The organism is Geodermatophilus sp. SYSU D00691, assembly GCF_054050275.1.
Window position 1 is genome coordinate 72,745 of the sequence record NZ_JBJGYZ010000025.1, and the last position, 15,780, is coordinate 88,524.

Below are 15,780 nucleotides of genomic sequence, written 5' to 3' on the forward strand. Positions count from 1 at the left end.
CGCCCGGTGTCGGCAGAGAGCGTCTGCGGACGGTCGTGGTACGTCACCGGGCGGATGCCTGCACCGTGTCAGCCGAGCAGCCGGCCCGCCAGCACGAGGGCGGGCTTCTCCGGGTGGTCGGCCAGCACGACGGCGTCGGCGAGCGCCTCGGGGTCGACCTCGGCGTCGTACCGGTCGAACGCCGGCAGCTCCCACGCCTGGTCGTCCGGGGTGCGCCGGCGCCGCGCGGCCGGGCTCATCCGCAGGTGGACGACGACGTCGAGGGCCAGGCCGAGACCCTGCAGCAGCGCGCCCGGCACGAGCACGACCCCGCCGGGCGGCATCGGCTCCCGCGCCGCCCGCGCCGCGCGGTCGCGCGCGAGGTCCCACAGCACCGGCAGGTACTCGCCGCTGCCCCCGGGGCCGAGGGGGTCGAGCACCTCCCGGGCCAGCGCCCCGGCGTCGAGCCAGTCGGTGTAGCGGGCGTCGGGATCGGTGCGGCCGTGCTCGAAGCGCAGGGACGCCGGGCGGTAGAACCCGTCGGCCGGAATGACGACGGCCGCCCGGCCCAGTGCCGGCAGCCGGTCGGCGACGGCCCGCGCGAGGTCGGTGGGGCCGGCGGCCGGAGGGCCGTCGACGGCGACCCGCAGCGCGGTCGCCCCGGGCTCGGGCGGGAGCCCGGCGAGGGCGGAGGCGAGGCGGTCGGCCAGCGCGGCCGGGGTGAGCGGGTGCGGCCGGGTCAGGACCGGCCGTCCCCGGTGGCGCCGGGAGCGGCACCGGACCGGGTGCGCGCGGGCTCCGCGCGGCGGCCGAACGGCGGCCGCGGCCGCGGGGGAGCGGAGGGGGCACCGGTCCGCACCACGGCGGCCGGCTGCGCGTCGGGACGGCGGTCGGCCGGCTCGGCGGCGAGGCCCTCCAGGCTGTCGAGGACCTCGCGGGCGAGCTCGTGCACGGGCCGGCCGGAGGAGCGGGCCGCGCGGCGCATGTCCTCGAACGCCGTCCGCGGATCGATCCCCTGGCGCTCGGCCAGCACGCCGATCGCGCGCTCGGTGGAGACCCGGGCCGCGAGGGCGTGCTCCAGCTGCGCGACCGTGCGCTCCAGGGCGGCGATGCGGGCGTCGCGCGGGTCCTCGGCCTCGCCGTCGGCGGCGCCGCGGGCGGACCGACGGGTGGTGCGGTCGGGCTCGCAGGGCACGCCGAACTCCTCGCCGAGCAGGTCGGCGAGGGAGAGGCCCTCCACGAGCGAGGTCACCGGGGCCGCGCCGCCGGGGCAGATCACCGACCAGCCGCGCGGGGTGCGCACGACCGCCACGACCGCCTCGCCGTCGCCCGCGAGCTCGGGGAGGTGGACCGTTTCAGGGCGTGGCGCAAGGGGGCCCGTGCGTTCGCTGCGCACTCCCACTCCGGGAACCTCCGCGGGAGAACCCGGCCGCGGCGGCCGGACCGGGGCGCGGCCGCGGTCACGGCCCGCCACGGGGCGATCATGCCCCCTGGGGGGCCGTGGTCCAGGGATCACGCGCCGTTCAACCTCGATGACTGTGCGAGAGCGTTCTTGACCTGGTCGATGCTCGGGTTGGTGAGCGCGGTGCCGTCGGGGAAGACGAGCGTGGGCACGGTGCGGTTGCCGCCGTTCGCGGCCATCACCACGTCCGCCGCCTGCTCGTCGCGCTCGATGTCGACCTCCGCGTACTCGATGCCCTCGCGCTGCATCAGCCTCTTGAGCCGGACGCAGTAGCCGCACCACGTGGTGGTGTACATGGTCACGGCAGCGGCAGCGGCAGTCATCGGTCGGGATCCTCCTCGATGCGTCGGCGCAGGTCCACCCCGGGGGTGTCCCTGTGTGTCCGCGAGGGGAACGCGGGGCTCCTGGGGATGCTTCCCGGAGAACGTCCCCGGCGGCTGGGAGGATCGGTCCGGCGGGTGCGAGCAGAAGGGAGCCGGGATGCCGGGGATCGGCGGGGCGACGGGGACGGTCTCCGGCGCGGAGGCGGTGCTGGCCGGTCTGGACGACGAGCAGCGCACCGCGGCTCAGGCGGTCACCGGGCCGGTCTGCATCCTGGCCGGTGCGGGCACCGGCAAGACCCGCACCATCACCCACCGCATCGCCTACGGCGTGCACACCGGCGCCTTCGTGCCCGAGCAGGTGCTCGCCGTGACCTTCACCGCACGGGCCGCGGGGGAGCTGCGCGGCCGGCTCGCCGGCCTGGGTGTGGGCGGGGTCCAGGCGCGCACCTTCCACGCGGCGGCCATGCGCCAGCTGCGGTACTTCGCGCCGCGCGTGCTGGGCGGCCCGATGCCCTCCCTCGTCGAGAACAAGCTGCGGCTGGTCGCCTCGGCCGCGTCGCGGGCGCGGCTGTCGACCGACCGCACCAGCCTGCGGGACCTGGCCAGCGAGATCGAGTGGGCCAAGACGACGCTCGCCACCGCCGAGGACTACCCGGCCCGCGCCCAGGCCGCCGGCCGGGAGCCGCCGTTCGAGGCCGCCGCCGTCGCCCGGGTGTACGAGAGCTACGAGTCGGCCAAGCAGCGCGAGGGCGTGCTCGACTTCGAGGACCTGCTGCTGGTCACCGCCTACGCGCTGGAGGAGCACGACGACGTCGCCCGCCAGGTGCGCGGGCAGTACCGGCACTTCGTCGTCGACGAGTACCAGGACGTCAACCCGCTGCAGCAGCGGCTGCTCGACGCCTGGCTGGGCGGGCGGGCCGAGGTCTGCGTCGTCGGCGACCCCAACCAGACCATCTACTCCTTCACCGGCGCCGACCCCGACTACCTGCTCGGCTTCGCCGACCGCTATCCCGACGCCGAGGTGGTCAAGCTCGAGCGCGACTACCGCTCCACCCCCCAGGTGGTCGGGCTGGCCAACAAGCTGATCGGCCAGGCACCGCGGCGCCGCGGCCTGCCCGGCCTGCGGCTGCTCGGTCAGCGCGCCGAGGGCCCCGAGCCGGTGTTCCGCGAGCACCCCGACGAGCCGGCCGAAGCCGCGGCCGTGGCCGCCCGCTGCCGGGCGCTCATCGACGCGGGCACCCCGGCGTCGGAGATCGCCGTGCTGTTCCGGATCAACGCGCAGTCGGAGGTCTACGAGAACGCGCTCACCGACGCCGGCGTCCCGTACGTGCTCAAGGGCGGCGAGCGCTTCTTCGAGCGGCCGGAGGTCCGCGAGGCGATCGTGCTGCTCCGCGGGGCCGCCGCGGGGGGCAACGAGCCGGGCATGCTCGTGCCCGCGGTGCGCGACGTGCTGGCCTCCATGGGCTGGGCCGAGCACCGGCCGCCGCCCGGCGGGGCCGCCCGCGACCGCTGGCAGTCGCTGGCCGCGCTGGTCGACCTCGCCGTCGACCTGGTCGCCGAGAACCGCTCGCTCGACCTCGCCGGCTTCGTCGCGCACCTGGCGGAGCGGGCCGATGCCCAGCACGCGCCGACCGTGCAGGGGGTCACGCTCGCCTCGATGCACGCCGCGAAGGGCCTGGAGTGGGACGTCGTCTTCGTCGTCGGGCTGGTCGACGGCGTCCTCCCGATCGCCCAGTCCCTGTCCCGCCCGGACGCGGTCGAGGAGGAGCGACGGCTGCTCTACGTCGCGGTCACCCGGGCGCGGGAGCAGCTGACGCTGTCGTGGTCGCTGTCGCGCAACCCGGGGGGACGGCGGTCCCGGCCGCGCAGCCGCTTCCTCACCGGGCTGGCGCCGGAGTCCGCGCCGACCGCACCCCCGGCCCGGCGCACCGCGAAGAAGCCGAAGGTCGTGCTCGAGGGCGAGGCGGGGGAGCTGTTCGAGAAGCTGCGCGCCTGGCGCAGCCAGGCCGCGCAGTCGGCCTCGGTCCCCGCCTACGTGGTGTTCAGCGACGCCACGCTGCAGGCGATCGCCGAGAGCCGGCCGGCCAGCATGCGCGAGCTCTCGGACCTGCCCGGCATCGGCGCGAAGAAGCTGGAGCTCTACGGCGAGGACGTGCTCGCCACGGTGAGCGGCTGACCTCGCAGAGCGACGGCGAGACGGGCCGGAGCCGGTTGCCCGCCCCCATCGGGGAACTCTTCGTTAATTGCGTTGACCGTCACAACGGCACCCCCCTACTGTCCTGTCTGCGCTCGAGGGAACCCCTGGGGCGTCCAGACCTGAGACGGCCGGCGGGCCGCGCTCCGACCCCGGGAAGGAGGGGGCACTGATGATCAGCACCACCATCTCGTTCGCCCCCGCCTGGGTTCCCGGCACGGGGAGCGTTGTCGCGCGTCCGTACGCCTGCGCCGCCGTCCGCCCGTCCCTGCTCGGCGCCCTCGCCGCTGCGCAGGGGACCGGTGTGCCCTCCGTCGCCCCGACGCGGCGCCGCGGCCTGGTCATGGGCTTCGAGCAGGCCCTGCTGCCCATCCAGAAGCACGACGGCACCACCCAGAACGACGGCACCACCCCCCTCGGGATCCACTCCCCGGGGAGACCGAAGAGCTAGCCGCTCGCCGGTCCTCCTCCGAGGCCGCGGAACCCGAGACCCGGGATCCGCGGCCTTTTCGATGTCCGCGGTTCCCGGCCCCGACCACCGGTCGGCGGGCCCCCGCCGGCCGGCGCACATCGAGCACGAGGAGGAGAGCGGCAGTGATGCAGACGATCGCCCACCGCCGTACCGGGCTCCCCCGGTCAGGTGGCCCCACCCCGAGACGACCGCGGACGCCGCTGTCCCCGGCACCGGTGCGGCGCCCCCTGCCGTGCCGGGTCGAGGACCCGGAGCTGTGGTTCGCCGAGAGCCCGGCCCAGCTGGAGCAGGCCAAGGTCTTCTGCGCCGACTGCCCCGTGCGCGCGGCCTGCCTGGCCGGTGCCCTGGACCGCGGCGAGCCCTGGGGCGTCTGGGGCGGCGAGATCTTCGAGCGCGGCGTCGTCATCGCGCGCAAGCGTCCGCGGGGTCGTCCCCGCAAGGAGGTGGCCGCGTGAGGCGACAGCGACCCACCGAACCGATCCGCAGGACATTCCCCGCCCGGCGGGCGGGGGCCGGAGTTTCGAGACCGAAGGAACGATCATGAGCTTCCTCGAGCAGGACCTGGTCCGCAGCCACATCCGTGACCTGCAGGCCTCCGCCGACGCCGCGGCCCGCGTGCGCCGGCTGCGTGCCGCCCGTCGGTGGGCCCGCCGCGCGGAGTCCGCGTCGCGGCGCGCCGCCCGGGCCAGCGCCGCCGTCCGCTGACGGCGACCACCCCGCGGGGGACGACGAGTTCCTCCGCACCCCGCCGGGCCGGGTCCGGACGCTCCCGGTGCGTCCGGACCCGGCCCCTCCTCGTCCTTCCCACCGGCCCCGGGGCGGGGCAGAGTGGGGCCGTGGTCCCCGACGAGCTGACCTGCACCGGTTGCGGCCACACCGCCGGCGCCGCCGCCCTCGCGGCCGGCTGGTCGCTGAGCCGCCCACCCCGCGCCACCGGACGCACCGGTCCGCGCACGGACGCGGAGTCGCGGACGACGGCGCTGTGCCCCGACTGCGCCCGCCACCACGTGCGCGCCCTGGAGGCCCGCCTCGACCCGTGACGGTCGCTAGTTCCCGTCGACGAAGCCGGGCAGCCAGTCCTCGAGGACGCCGCGGAAGTCGCCGGCCGCGTCGAGCTGGCACAGCACCCCGATCGACCCCATCGTCACGCGGTGGATGAGCAGGTAGGCCGGCGGCAGGTTCAACTGGCGGCCCAGCCGGCTGGCCTCGTTGCGCGGGTCGGCGATCCGTGCCGCCTGCTCCTGCATCCAGGCGCGGGTGAAGTGGAAGTGGTTGCCCTCGATGGGCGCCAGCAGCGGCCGCAGGTAGTCCAGCACCGCGTGGGCGTCGACCTCCACGTTCGGCCGGACGAACCCCTCGACCCGCAGGTCGGAGAGCACCTCCTCGGCCCGGTCCTCCAGCGCCCAGCGCAGCATCCGGCCGATCGGCTCGGGGTGGCCGTCGGGCAGCCGGGCGGTGGCGCCGAAGTCGATGACGCCCATGCGGCCGTCGGCGAGCAGCCGGAAGTTGCCGGGGTGCGGGTCGGCGTGCAGCAGGCCGGCCCGCTCGGGTCCGGAGAAGTGCAGCACGGCCAGCAGGTGGCCGGCGTGGTCGCGCTCCTCCCTGGTGCCGCCGCTGATGATCCGCGACAGCGGGGTGCCCTCCAGCCACTCGGACACGATCACCTTGGGCGCGCTGGCCACCACCCGGGGGACGGCGATCTGCGGGTCGCCCGCGTAGGCGGCGGCGAACGCGCGCTGCGCGTCGGCCTCCAGGCCGTAGTCGAGCTCCTCGACCGCCCGCGCCTTGAGCTCGGCGATCAGCGGCTTGACGTCCATGCCGGGGAACAGGGCGGCGAACAGCCGGCCGAAGCGGGCGAGCTGGTTGAGGTCGGCGATCAGCGCCGTGGCCGCGCCCGGGTACTGGATCTTCACGGCGACGTCGCGGCCGTCGCGCCAGGTGGCCCGGTGGACCTGGCCGATGCTGGCCGCCGCGGCGGGGGCGTCGTCGAAGTCCTTGAAGCGCTCGCGCCAGCGCCCGCCCAGCTGCTGGGCCAGCACGGCGTGCACCGTGCGGGCCGGCATCGGCGGCGCCTCCGCCTGCAGCTTGACCAGCGCCTCGCGGTAGGGGGCGGCGATCTCCTCGGGCACCGCGGCCTCGAACACCGACAGCGTCTGGCCGAGCTTCATCGCCCCGCCCTTGAGCTGTCCCAGGACGGCGAAGAGCTGCTCGGCCGTGCGCTGCTGCAGCTCGGCCTGCACCGCCTCGGCCGGGCGACCCGAGAGCCGCTTGCCGATCCCGAGAGTCGCCCGCCCCGCCGCGCCCAGCGGGAGCGAGGCCAGCCGGGCGGTCCGCGAGATCGAACCTCCCGGGATCCCCCGTGCGTCTTCGCTCACTTGGCGCTCCTCGCTGGCGCTCGTCGGCCGCGTTCGCGGCGCTGCTGTGCCCTCGCGTGAGCTCGCAAGCTCGCTCACCGTCCTATTGTCCCTGCCGTCCCGCGCGAGCGCCGACGGGCGCCCCGAGAGGCTCATCCGAAAGGGGCCGGGCCGCCTCCGACGGCACCGCGCGGCAGCCGCACGCCGGGTGGGCCGGCCACCGCCGCACGCGGGGGAGCAGGTCGGGCGGGGTGAGCTCCACCGTCGCCTCCAGCACCGCCGGGGCCGCGGCGCCGTCGAGGAAGGCGAGCACCTGCACCGCCGCCACCACGGCGGTCAGCAGGCAGGTGACCGTGGCGCCGGCGGCCGGGGCCTCGCCGGCGGTCAGCTGCGCGGCGAGCCCGGGCCAGCGCGGGTCGGCGTCGCGGCGGTGCAGGTCGGCGCAGCGCAGGCAGCTCGTCACGCCGGGGACCACGAAGGGGCCGACGACGCCGGTCTGCCCGCGGACGGTGGCCACCAGGTGCGGGACGCCGGCCCGGTGCACGCCCGCGGCCAGCGGGTCGGAGGCGGCCCAGGGGCGGGCCAGGACGACGACGTCGGCGGCGCCGCCCGCGATCGGCCGCAGGTCGGTCAGGGGGCTGGCGCGGCGCACCGCGTCGGCGGCGGCCAGGGAGCGCGGCCGCCCCTCGTCGGCGGCGGTGAGCCCGCCGACCACGGCGTCGGCCGCCGTGGTGGGGGCGTCGTCGCGGACGCACACCCGGCCGACCCCGCTGGCCGCGAGCACGGCGGCGAGCGGCACGCCCACCCGCGTGGCGCCGTCGACCACCACCGCCGCCGCCCGGCGCGAGCGCCAGCCCAGCGGCCCGCCGGCCAGCGCGGCCGGCAGCTCCGTGGCGGTGCGCGCCTCGGCGGCCGGACCGGCGTCGGCGGCGAGCAGGTCGGCCGGGTCGAGGTCGACCAGCAGGCCGGCCGAGCGCAGCCCGCCGAGCAGTTCGCCGACCGCGACCGGGTCGAGCCCGTCGCGAGCGGCGTCGGCCAGCACCGCCAGCTGGCCCCGCCGCCCGTCCAGCGAGCGCAGCAGCTCGCGCACCCAGCCGCCGCCGGCCGCCACCAGCAGCCCGTCGGCGGAGTCCACGCCACCGACCCGCACCGCATCGGGCCCGTCGCGGAGCACGGGGACGGCGGAGGGGAGCAGCGGGTGCGTCACGCGGTCGAGCGTCGCAGCGGGCGGGCGCCGGTGCTGCCGCCGTCCACAGGCCCCGCAGACGCCGACGGCGGCGTCCCGCTGGTGCGGGACGCCGCCGTCGGGGGCAGAGGGGTCCTGTCTCAGGCCTTGCCGAGGATCCGGTTCATCTTGGTGCCGCAGACGGGGCAGGTGCCCTGGGCCATCCGGCGACCGGACTCGCTGACCTTGACCTCGCCGTCGAAGTCCCGCTTCTCCTTGCACTTCACGCAGTAGCCGTTGTAGCTCTCCGCCACGGTCTCTCCTCGGTGTCGAAGGCGTCCCACTGGCCGGTCGGGGCGCCGCTGCGGGGGACGGTACTCGGAGCGGGCCCGACGTTCTCGCTGGTGGGGTGGGCGGCTGCGGCCGCCGGACGGCCGACGCCGTCCTCACCCTGTGGACAACGATGTGGACGGGGTGTTGACGCACCGGCGTGTCCCTGTGCGGAACCTGCGCACGACGCGCCGGCGGCGACCCCGGTCGACCGCCCCGAACAGGGGCCTCACCAGCGGGGACGAGGCCTCGGGGGTTGTGGAACGACATCGGTGCCAGCCCATCGGGGGAGTGCCACCGCGGCCCGTGTCCACCGGTCGGACGAACCGTCCCCGACCGGTGGACGCCGTGCGCGCGGAACGGGTCGCCACTGGATACGGTGCAGCCGTGCCCGGCTCGATCCCCGACGCTCCCGACAGCTCTCGTCCCTCGGCCGCCCGCTCGGGCGGCCGATCGCTGGCTGCTGCCCGGAGCAGCCGGGGCGCGACCGACGAGCTGCCGGCCGACGTCGAGGTCCGGCGCAGCGCCCGCCGTCGGCGGACCGTCACCGCCTACCGGGAGCTGGGCCGCACCGTCGTGCTCATCCCGGCGGCCTTCAGCCCGGCGGAGGAGCGGCGCTGGGTGGCCCAGATGGTCGCCAAGCTGCAGACGCGGGAGGAACGGCGGCGCCGGTCCCTGGGCGGCGACACGGAGCTGATGGCCCGGGCACGGGCGCTCTCGGCCGCCCACCTCGACGGCATCCCGCAGCCGGCCAGCGTCCGGTGGGTGGACAACCAGCACCGCCGGTGGGGGTCGTGCACCCCTGCCGACGGCAGCATCCGGCTGTCGACGCGGCTGCGCACGATGCCCGAGTACGTCGTCGACTACGTGCTGGTGCACGAGCTCGTGCACCTGCTCGAGCCCGGTCACGACGAGCGCTTCTGGGCCCTGGTCGCCCGCTACCCCAAGGCCGAGCGGGCGCGCGGCTTCCTCGAGGGCGTGGAGCTGGCCAACGCCGCGGGCCACATGGCCGACGGCGAGCTCGTCGACTGAGGTCCGCGCCGTCGCAAAGTGAGACAGCACGACCGGCGAACCCGTGGGCAGGCTTCGCTGCGGCGCGGCCGCACCACGGTCCTCGTGTCCTCGGCCGACGCCCGAGGGAGACGGTCATGCCAGACATCGCTCAGGGGCAGGGTGCCGGACCGGTGTTCCGGCTGATGTACCGCAGCCGCAACCGCATCCCCGCGCCGGTGCGCAAGCAGGAGCTGGGCGGCCTGTTCACCCAGGCGCGCCGGAACAACAAGGAGCGGCAGGTCACCGGCGCCCTGCTCGTGCACGGCGACTGGTTCGTGCAGGTCCTCGAAGGGGACGAGGCCGCGGTGCGGGCCCTCTACGCCCGGATCGAGCGCGACGTCCGGCACGAGCGGGTCAGCCTCCTGCAGACCGAGCCGGTCGAGCGGCGGGTCTTCGGCCGCTGGGCCATGGCGCGCGTCTCGGACGAGGCCGACGAACCCGACATCCCGCTCATCGCGCACACCGACGGCATCTCCCGGGCCGCCGGCCGGCCGACCACGGCCGAGCAGGACCAGGTCCTCGACGTGATGCGCGACGCCGTGCGATCGGCCGCCCAGACGGTGTGACCCGTCCCGCCGGTCGGGAGCCCGGGGCTCAGCCGGTCGCCGGGCCGTCCTCGTCGTCGTCCCGCTCGGCCGGCCCGCCGTCGGGCTCCTCGCCGGCCGGCTCCTGCGCGTCGTCGGCGGTCAGCGCGGCGAGCTCGTCGTCCAGCCCCTGACGGGCGACGAAGTCCAGCGGCTCGTCCAGGTCGTCCGACGTCGGCAGCAGGTCGGGGTGCGACCACAGCCGGTCGCGCGCGTCGGTGCCGTGCTGCGCGCCCATCGCCGCCCAGACGGTGGCGGCGTCGCGGAGCCGGCGCGGGCGCAGCTGCAGCCCCACGAGGGTGGCGAAGGTCTGCTCGGCCGGACCGCCGGAGGCCCGCCGCCGGCGCATCGTCTCGGCGAGCGCCTGGTGGCCGGGCAGCCGGTCGCCCGCGGCGGCGGCGACCACGGTGTCGACCCACCCCTCGACCAGGGCGAGCAGGGTCTCCAGCCGGCGCAGGGCCATCTGCTGCTCGGGGGTCTCCTCGGGCTCGAGGACGCCGCTGCCCAGCAGCCGCTGGATCGCCTCGGGGTCGCTGGGGTCCAGGCCGCCCTCCATGCCGCCCATCGCCTCGGCGATGCCCCGCTCGATCGCCTCGCGGTCGACCTTGATGCCGCGCGCGTAGGCGTGGACGGCGTCGGTGAGCTGCTGGCGCAGCCACGGCACGTGGGCGAACAGCCGCTGCGACGCGGCCTCGCGCAGCGCGAGGAACAGCCGCACCTCGTCGGCCGGCCGGTCGAGGCCGGCGGCGAACTCGGCGACGTTCTGCGGCACGAGCACCCCGGCGCCGGCCGGGGCCAGCGGCAGCCCGACGTCGGTGCTGGTGACGACCTCGTCGGCGAGCCGGCCGAGGGCCTGGCCGACCTGGGCGCCGAACATCATGCCGCCCATCCGGCCCATGATCCCGGCGATCGGGCCGAGCATGCTCGCCGCCTCCTGGGGCAGCGCGCTGGTCATCGCGGCCACCACGCGCTCGGCCAGCGGGTCGATGAGCGCGCTCCACGCCGGCAGCGTCTGCTCCACCCACTCGACCCGCGACCAGGCCAGCGCCCGGTCGACGCCCGAGGGCAGGTCGGTCACCTGGTCCAGCCAGAGGTCGGCCAGCCGCAGGGACTCGGCCACCGCCGCCCGTTCCGCCTCCGACGTCGGCTGGTGCCCGGCGGCGAGCTGGCTGATCGCACCCTGCCGGGCGAGGTCCCAGTTGACCGGGCCGCCGGACCAGTTCATCAGCTTCTGCAGCTCGGCGAACAGCGGCATCTTGCCGAGCAGGTCCTCGGGCGAGCCGGCGCCACCGGCACCGCCGAAGAGCGCGGCGAAGCCGAAGGGGTCCGCCCCGGACGGCGGCTGGTTGCGCTTCGCCGGGTCGTTGCCCTCGGGGTCGCGGTCGGGGAGCCCGAAGCCGAACGGCAGGTCGCTCATGCCCCCACGGTAGACGCGTGATCTTCCGCCGGCGGCGGTCCGTGTCCGCCCTGAGCGGACAGCGGCACGGTGCCGCGCCAGCGTTCCCCAGGTGCGCCACCTATCCTCGCGCGACGTGACTCGTCGGAGCGCCGTCGTCCTGGTCGGTGCCGTCCTCCTGGTGGTCTTCGGGCTGCTGGGGGCTGCGGTGCCGGTGCCGTACGTGGCGGAGGTGCCCGGGCCGACCTACAACACCATCGGCGACATCGACGGCACGCCGATCATCACGGTCGAGGGCCGCGAGGCCAACGACGTCGACGGCAACCTCAACCTGACGACGGTGGGGGTCAGCGGCGCGGGCCTGAGCCTGGTCGAGGCGGTCCGCGGCTGGTTCGACGACGAGGTCACCGTCGTCCCGGAGGAGTCGGTGTACCCGCCGGACCAGTCCCCGGAGGAGACCCGGCAGCAGAACCGCGAGGCGTTCCTGACCTCCGAGGAGACCGCCGAGACCGTCGCCCTGGACCGCCTGGGGTACCCGGACAAGGTCGTCGTCCAGGGGCTGTCGGACGACTCGCCGTCCGACGGCCGGCTGGAGGAGGGCGACGCCATCGAGTCGGTCGACGGCCGCCCGGTCCCCGACACCGACGCCCTGGACGAGGTCCTCACCTCGATCCCCGGTGGGACGGCGGTCGAGGTCGCCTACACGCGGCTGGGCGAGGCCGGGACGACGACGGTCACGACACGGGCGGCCGAGGACCGGGAGGGCTCGCTGCTGGGCGTGCTCGTCCGCGAGCAGCCGGCGGCCCCGTTCGACGTCGACATCTCGGTCAAGGACGCGCGGGGCCGCGAGGTCGGCGGCCCCTCGGCCGGCCTGATGCTGACCCTGGGCATCCTGGCGCTGGTCGGCGAGGACGACCTCACCGGCGGTGACGTGATCGCCGGGACGGGCACGATCAACCTCGACGGCACCGTCGGGCCCATCGGCGGCGTGCAGCTGAAGATGGTGTCCGCGCGCGAGATCGGCGCCACCCTCTTCCTCGTCCCCGAGGGCAACTGCGACGAGGCGCTGCAGGCCCCTCAACCGGGGCTGGTGCTGGCCGAGGTGGCGACCCTCGACGACGCCCTCGACGCGCTCGCCGACCACCGTGCGGGCCGCACCCCGCCGACGTGCTGAGCCCCGTGCGACCCGTCCCGGCCCGCGTGGAGGAAGCTGTCGGCCAACCCCGGCGGGCGCGGGAACCCGGGACCGCCCGGTGCGTTGTCCTGAGATGACTCTGACCTGAACCACAGGGGCTGCCCGGCCCCACCCGTGGCCCCGGCCACCCTGCAACTGAAGGAGACCGCTCGTGGCCATGCGGCCCCCCGTGTCGGTGCCCACGCTCTCGCGGCGCGCGAAGCTGGTCATCGGGGCCATCGCCGTGCTGCTGGTGCTGTTCACGGCCATCGGGACGTTGACCAACGTCTACGTCGACTACCTGTGGTTCGACGAGACCGGCTACACCGAGGTCTTCTGGACCGAGCTGCAGACCCGCGCGCTGCTGTTCGCGGTCGCGGGCGTGGCCACCGGTGGCCTCGTCGCGCTCGCCGTCTACCTCGCATACCGGTTCCGGCCCACGTTCCGGCCGATGTCGCTCGAGCAGCAGAACCTCGAGCGCTACCGGCAGTCGCTGGAGCCCCGCCGCACCCTGGTGCTGTCGGTGATCGCGGTGGTCCTCGGCCTGTTCGCCGGCTTCACCGCGCAGGGCAGCTGGGAGACCTGGCTGACCTTCCGCAACTCCACCGACTTCGGGCAGGTCGACCCCGAGTTCGGCATCGACCTGTCCTTCTTCGTCTTCGACTACCCGTTCTGGCGGCTGGTCCTGGGCTTCGGCTTCGCGATCGTGCTGCTGGCGCTGATCGGCTCGCTGCTCACCCACTACGTCTTCGGCGGGCTGCGGCTGCAGACCCCGGGGCAGAAGCTCACCGCCGCCGCGCGGGTGCAGATCTCGGTGCTGCTGGGCCTGTTCGTCGCGCTCAAGGCGGTGGCGTACTGGCTCGACCGCTACGGCCTGGTCTACTCCGACCGCGGCGAGGTCTTCACCGGCGCCAGCTACACCGACGTCAACGCGCTGCTGGTGCCCAAGACGATCCTGGTGTTCGTCGCGGTCGTCTGCGCGCTCGCGTTCTTCGCCAACATCGTCGTCCGCAACTTCCTGCTGCCGGCGGCGGCGCTGGTCCTGCTGCTGATCTCCAGCCTGGTGATCGGTGTGGCGTACCCGGCGATCGTGCAGCAGTTCGTGGTCAAGCCGAGCGCCGACCAGCGCGAGGCGCCCTACATCGAACGGGCGATCGCGTCGACCCTGGAGGCCTACGGCCTGTCCGACGTCGACTACGTGGACTACGCCACCGACACCACCGGCGACTCGGTCGACACCGAGGCCGCCCTGGCCGAGCTGCGCAACGACACCGAGACGATCCCGAACGCGCGGCTGCTGGACCCCAACGTCCTGTCCGACACGTTCACCGCGCGCCAGCAGATCCGCAACGTCTACGGCTTCCCGGAGAAGCTGGACATCGACCGGTACACGATCGACGGCGAGACGCGCGACTACGTGGTCGCCGTCCGCGAGCTGGACAGCGCGAGCCTGTCGGAGAACCAGGACAGCTGGATCAACCGGCACACCGTCTACACCCACGGCAACGGGTTCGTGGCCGCGCCGGCGAACGAGGTGGTCACCGGCGCCGAGGGCGGCGAGCCGAACTTCACCACCCGCGACCTGCCGACCACCGGCAACATCGAGGTCGACCAGAGCCGGATCTACTACGGCGAGCTGATCAACGACTACTCGGTCGTGGGCGCACCCGAGGGCACCGACCCGCGGGAGTTCGACCGGCCCCAGGAGGGCACGGACGAGGGGCAGATCAACAACACCTACGACGGCGAGGGCGGGGTCGCGATCGGCAGCTTCTTCCGCCAGCTGACCTTCGCGATCTACTACCGCGAGCGGAACTTCCTGCTCTCCGACGCGGTCAACGACGAGTCGCGGGTGCTCTACGTCCGCGACCCGCGGCAGCGGGTCGAGAAGGTGGCGCCCTACCTCGAGGTGGACGGCGACCCCTACCCGGCGGTCATCGACGGTCGCATCGTGTGGATCCTCGACGGCTACACGACGTCGGACTCCTACCCGTACGCCGAGCTGATGGAGCTGGGCCAGGCCGCCCAGGACTCCCTGACCGGCGCCGGCACCACGGCGCTGCCGGACGAGCAGTTCAACTACATCCGCAACTCGGTCAAGGCGACCGTCGACGCCTACGACGGCAGCGTGACCCTCTACGCCTGGGACGAGGACGACCCGGTCCTGGAGACCTACCGGAAGTCCTTCCCGGACACCATCCGGTCGCAGGACGAGATGAGCGACGAGCTGCGCAGCCACGTCCGGTACCCCGAGGACCTGTTCAAGCTGCAGCGGGACATCCTGACGCGGTACCACGTGACCGACCCGCAGGACTTCTACAACCAGAACGACCGCTGGCAGGTGCCCGACGACCCGACCCAGGACACCCAGGACGCGCAGCCGCCGTACTACATCCTGGCCCAGCGGCCCGGTGACCGGCAGGCGAGCTTCCAGCTCACCAGCGCGCTGAACGCCTTCCGGCGGGACAACCTGTCGGCGTTCATCTCGGCGTCCAGCGATCCCGACAGCTACGGCGAGATCCAGGTGCTGCGGCTGCCGGGCACCACGCCGTTCCGAGGTCCCCGGCAGGTGCAGCAGTCGTTCATCACGAACAACCAGGTCAGACCCGACCTGACGCTGTTCAACAGCCAGGAGTCCCGGGCCGTGTTCGGCAACCTGCTGACCCTGCCGATCGGCGAGAACGGCCTGCTCTACGTCGAACCCCTGTACGTGCAGGGCCGCGGCGAGAACACCTTCCCGACGCTGCAGAAGGTGCTCGTCAACTACGGCGGCGAGGTGGGCTACGCCAACACCCTGGCCGAGGCGCTGGACCAGGTGTTCGGCGAGGGGGCCGGCGAGTCCGCGGTGGACGGCGAGGAGACCCCGCCGGCCGACGAGGGGACGTCGACCCCGACGTCGCCGTCCTCACCGACGACGACGTCGCCTGCGCCGACCAACCCGCCGGACGACGGCGGCGGCGGAACCGGCAGCAACCCGGACCTCGACGCAGCGGTCCAGGAGATGAACGAGGCGCTGGAGGCCTACCAGCAGGCCCTGCAGAGCGGCGACTTCGCCGCCACCGGGCAGGCGCTCGAGCAGCTGGAGGCCGCCGTCGAGGCCTACCAGGCGGCGCAGGCCGCGGCCTCGCCGACCGGCTGATCCGCGGGGGGGGGGGGGGGGGGGGGGGCCCGCCCCCCCCCCCCCCCCCCCCCCCCCCGCCCCCGCCCCCCCCCCCCCCCCCCCCCCCCCCCCCCCCCCCCCCCCCCCCCCCCCCCCCCCCCCCCCCCCCCCCCCCCCCCCCCCCCCCCCCCCCC

General features: G+C 75.1%; 16 protein-coding genes. 9 read left to right on the forward strand and 7 right to left on the reverse strand.

The features are described from left to right. Positions 1 to 68: 68 nt before the first annotated feature. The 3 genes from ACI797_RS18015 to ACI797_RS18025 all read right to left on the reverse strand — a co-directional run bounded on the left by ACI797_RS18015 (position 69) and on the right by ACI797_RS18025 (position 1,764). Entirely contained in the window at positions 69 to 419 is a 351-nt protein-coding gene (locus ACI797_RS18015; RefSeq protein WP_456860120.1) for a hypothetical protein, read from the reverse strand. A 299-nt stretch (positions 420 to 718) separates the two neighbouring features. Continuing rightward, complete coding sequence (locus ACI797_RS18020) at positions 719 to 1,291, reverse strand: ANTAR domain-containing protein (RefSeq protein ID WP_456860121.1); 573 nt, start codon at positions 1,289 to 1,291, stop codon at positions 719 to 721. A 200-nt stretch (positions 1,292 to 1,491) separates the two neighbouring features. Further along, on the reverse strand, positions 1,492 to 1,764 hold the full coding sequence (locus ACI797_RS18025) for a mycoredoxin (protein WP_456860122.1): 273 nt from the start codon (positions 1,762 to 1,764) through the stop codon (positions 1,492 to 1,494). Between the two features lie 157 nt (positions 1,765 to 1,921). Here ACI797_RS18025 and ACI797_RS18030 point away from each other — a divergent pair, with 157 nt between their 5' ends. From ACI797_RS18030 to ACI797_RS18050, 5 genes are all read left to right on the forward strand, one after another. After that, a complete protein-coding gene (locus tag ACI797_RS18030) occupies positions 1,922 to 3,940 on the forward strand; it encodes an ATP-dependent helicase (protein WP_456860123.1) in 2,019 nt (672 codons plus the stop codon). 190 nt (positions 3,941 to 4,130) lie between these two features. Then, the gene (locus tag ACI797_RS18035) at positions 4,131 to 4,409 is read left to right on the forward strand and encodes a hypothetical protein (protein WP_456860124.1); all 279 of its coding nucleotides are present in this window, start codon (positions 4,131 to 4,133) and stop codon (positions 4,407 to 4,409) included. 236 nt (positions 4,410 to 4,645) lie between these two features. Next, complete coding sequence (locus ACI797_RS18040) at positions 4,646 to 4,885, forward strand: WhiB family transcriptional regulator (protein WP_456860125.1); 240 nt, start codon at positions 4,646 to 4,648, stop codon at positions 4,883 to 4,885. 85 nt (positions 4,886 to 4,970) lie between these two features. Beyond that, entirely contained in the window at positions 4,971 to 5,135 is a 165-nt protein-coding gene (locus ACI797_RS18045) for a hypothetical protein (RefSeq protein ID WP_456860126.1), read from the forward strand. A gap of 131 nt (positions 5,136 to 5,266) precedes the next feature. Next, positions 5,267 to 5,470, forward strand: a complete 204-nt coding sequence (locus tag ACI797_RS18050) for a hypothetical protein (RefSeq protein ID WP_456860127.1) — start codon at positions 5,267 to 5,269, stop codon at positions 5,468 to 5,470. 6 nt (positions 5,471 to 5,476) lie between these two features. On the opposite strand, the gene ACI797_RS18055 is transcribed toward ACI797_RS18050, so the two are convergent. From ACI797_RS18055 to ACI797_RS18065, 3 genes are all read right to left on the reverse strand, one after another. After that, positions 5,477 to 6,805, reverse strand: coding sequence for an ABC1 kinase family protein (locus ACI797_RS18055; protein WP_456539103.1), 1,329 nt, complete (start codon positions 6,803 to 6,805; stop codon positions 5,477 to 5,479). 82 nt (positions 6,806 to 6,887) lie between these two features. Beyond that, positions 6,888 to 7,991, reverse strand: a complete 1,104-nt coding sequence (locus ACI797_RS18060; RefSeq protein WP_456860128.1) for a ThiF family adenylyltransferase — start codon at positions 7,989 to 7,991, stop codon at positions 6,888 to 6,890. Positions 7,992 to 8,110: 119 nt separating this feature from the next. Continuing rightward, positions 8,111 to 8,263: a DUF5679 domain-containing protein gene (locus ACI797_RS18065; protein WP_012950213.1), complete on the reverse strand. Its 153-nt coding sequence runs from the start codon at positions 8,261 to 8,263 to the stop codon at positions 8,111 to 8,113. Between the two features lie 403 nt (positions 8,264 to 8,666). Here ACI797_RS18065 and ACI797_RS18070 point away from each other — a divergent pair, with 403 nt between their 5' ends. Together ACI797_RS18070 and ACI797_RS18075 are read left to right on the forward strand one after the other, a co-directional pair. Then, entirely contained in the window at positions 8,667 to 9,311 is a 645-nt protein-coding gene (locus tag ACI797_RS18070) for a M48 metallopeptidase family protein (protein WP_456860129.1), read from the forward strand. A 116-nt stretch (positions 9,312 to 9,427) separates the two neighbouring features. Then, positions 9,428 to 9,898, forward strand: a complete 471-nt coding sequence (locus tag ACI797_RS18075; protein ID WP_456860130.1) for a BLUF domain-containing protein — start codon at positions 9,428 to 9,430, stop codon at positions 9,896 to 9,898. 28 nt (positions 9,899 to 9,926) lie between these two features. Here ACI797_RS18075 and ACI797_RS18080 read toward each other — a convergent pair whose 3' ends face one another. Beyond that, positions 9,927 to 11,333 (reverse strand): zinc-dependent metalloprotease, encoded by a 1,407-nt coding sequence (locus tag ACI797_RS18080; protein ID WP_456860131.1) that lies wholly within the window; start codon positions 11,331 to 11,333, stop codon positions 9,927 to 9,929. Between the two features lie 115 nt (positions 11,334 to 11,448). Between ACI797_RS18080 and ACI797_RS18085 the strand changes: the two genes are divergently transcribed. Then, positions 11,449 to 12,486: a YlbL family protein gene (locus tag ACI797_RS18085; protein WP_456860132.1), complete on the forward strand. Its 1,038-nt coding sequence runs from the start codon at positions 11,449 to 11,451 to the stop codon at positions 12,484 to 12,486. 178 nt (positions 12,487 to 12,664) lie between these two features. After that, positions 12,665 to 15,625, forward strand: coding sequence for a UPF0182 family membrane protein (locus tag ACI797_RS18090; protein WP_456860135.1), 2,961 nt, complete (start codon positions 12,665 to 12,667; stop codon positions 15,623 to 15,625). Positions 15,626 to 15,780: the final 155 nt, after the last annotated feature.

Bases quoted from the DNA above. Each gene is read 5' to 3' on its own strand.
- ACI797_RS18025 (WP_456860122.1), bottom strand. From the start codon at position 1,764: ATGACTGCCGCTGCCGCTGCCGTGACCATGTACACCACCACGTGGTGC.
- ACI797_RS18030 (WP_456860123.1), top strand. From the start codon at position 1,922: ATGCCGGGGATCGGCGGGGCGACGGGGACGGTCTCCGGCGCGGAGGCG.
- ACI797_RS18035 (WP_456860124.1), top strand. From the start codon at position 4,131: ATGATCAGCACCACCATCTCGTTCGCCCCCGCCTGGGTTCCCGGCACG.
- ACI797_RS18045 (WP_456860126.1), top strand. From the start codon at position 4,971: ATGAGCTTCCTCGAGCAGGACCTGGTCCGCAGCCACATCCGTGACCTG.
- ACI797_RS18075 (WP_456860130.1), top strand. From the start codon at position 9,428: ATGCCAGACATCGCTCAGGGGCAGGGTGCCGGACCGGTGTTCCGGCTG.
- ACI797_RS18080 (WP_456860131.1), bottom strand. From the start codon at position 11,333: ATGAGCGACCTGCCGTTCGGCTTCGGGCTCCCCGACCGCGACCCCGAG.
- ACI797_RS18090 (WP_456860135.1), top strand. From the start codon at position 12,665: ATGCGGCCCCCCGTGTCGGTGCCCACGCTCTCGCGGCGCGCGAAGCTG.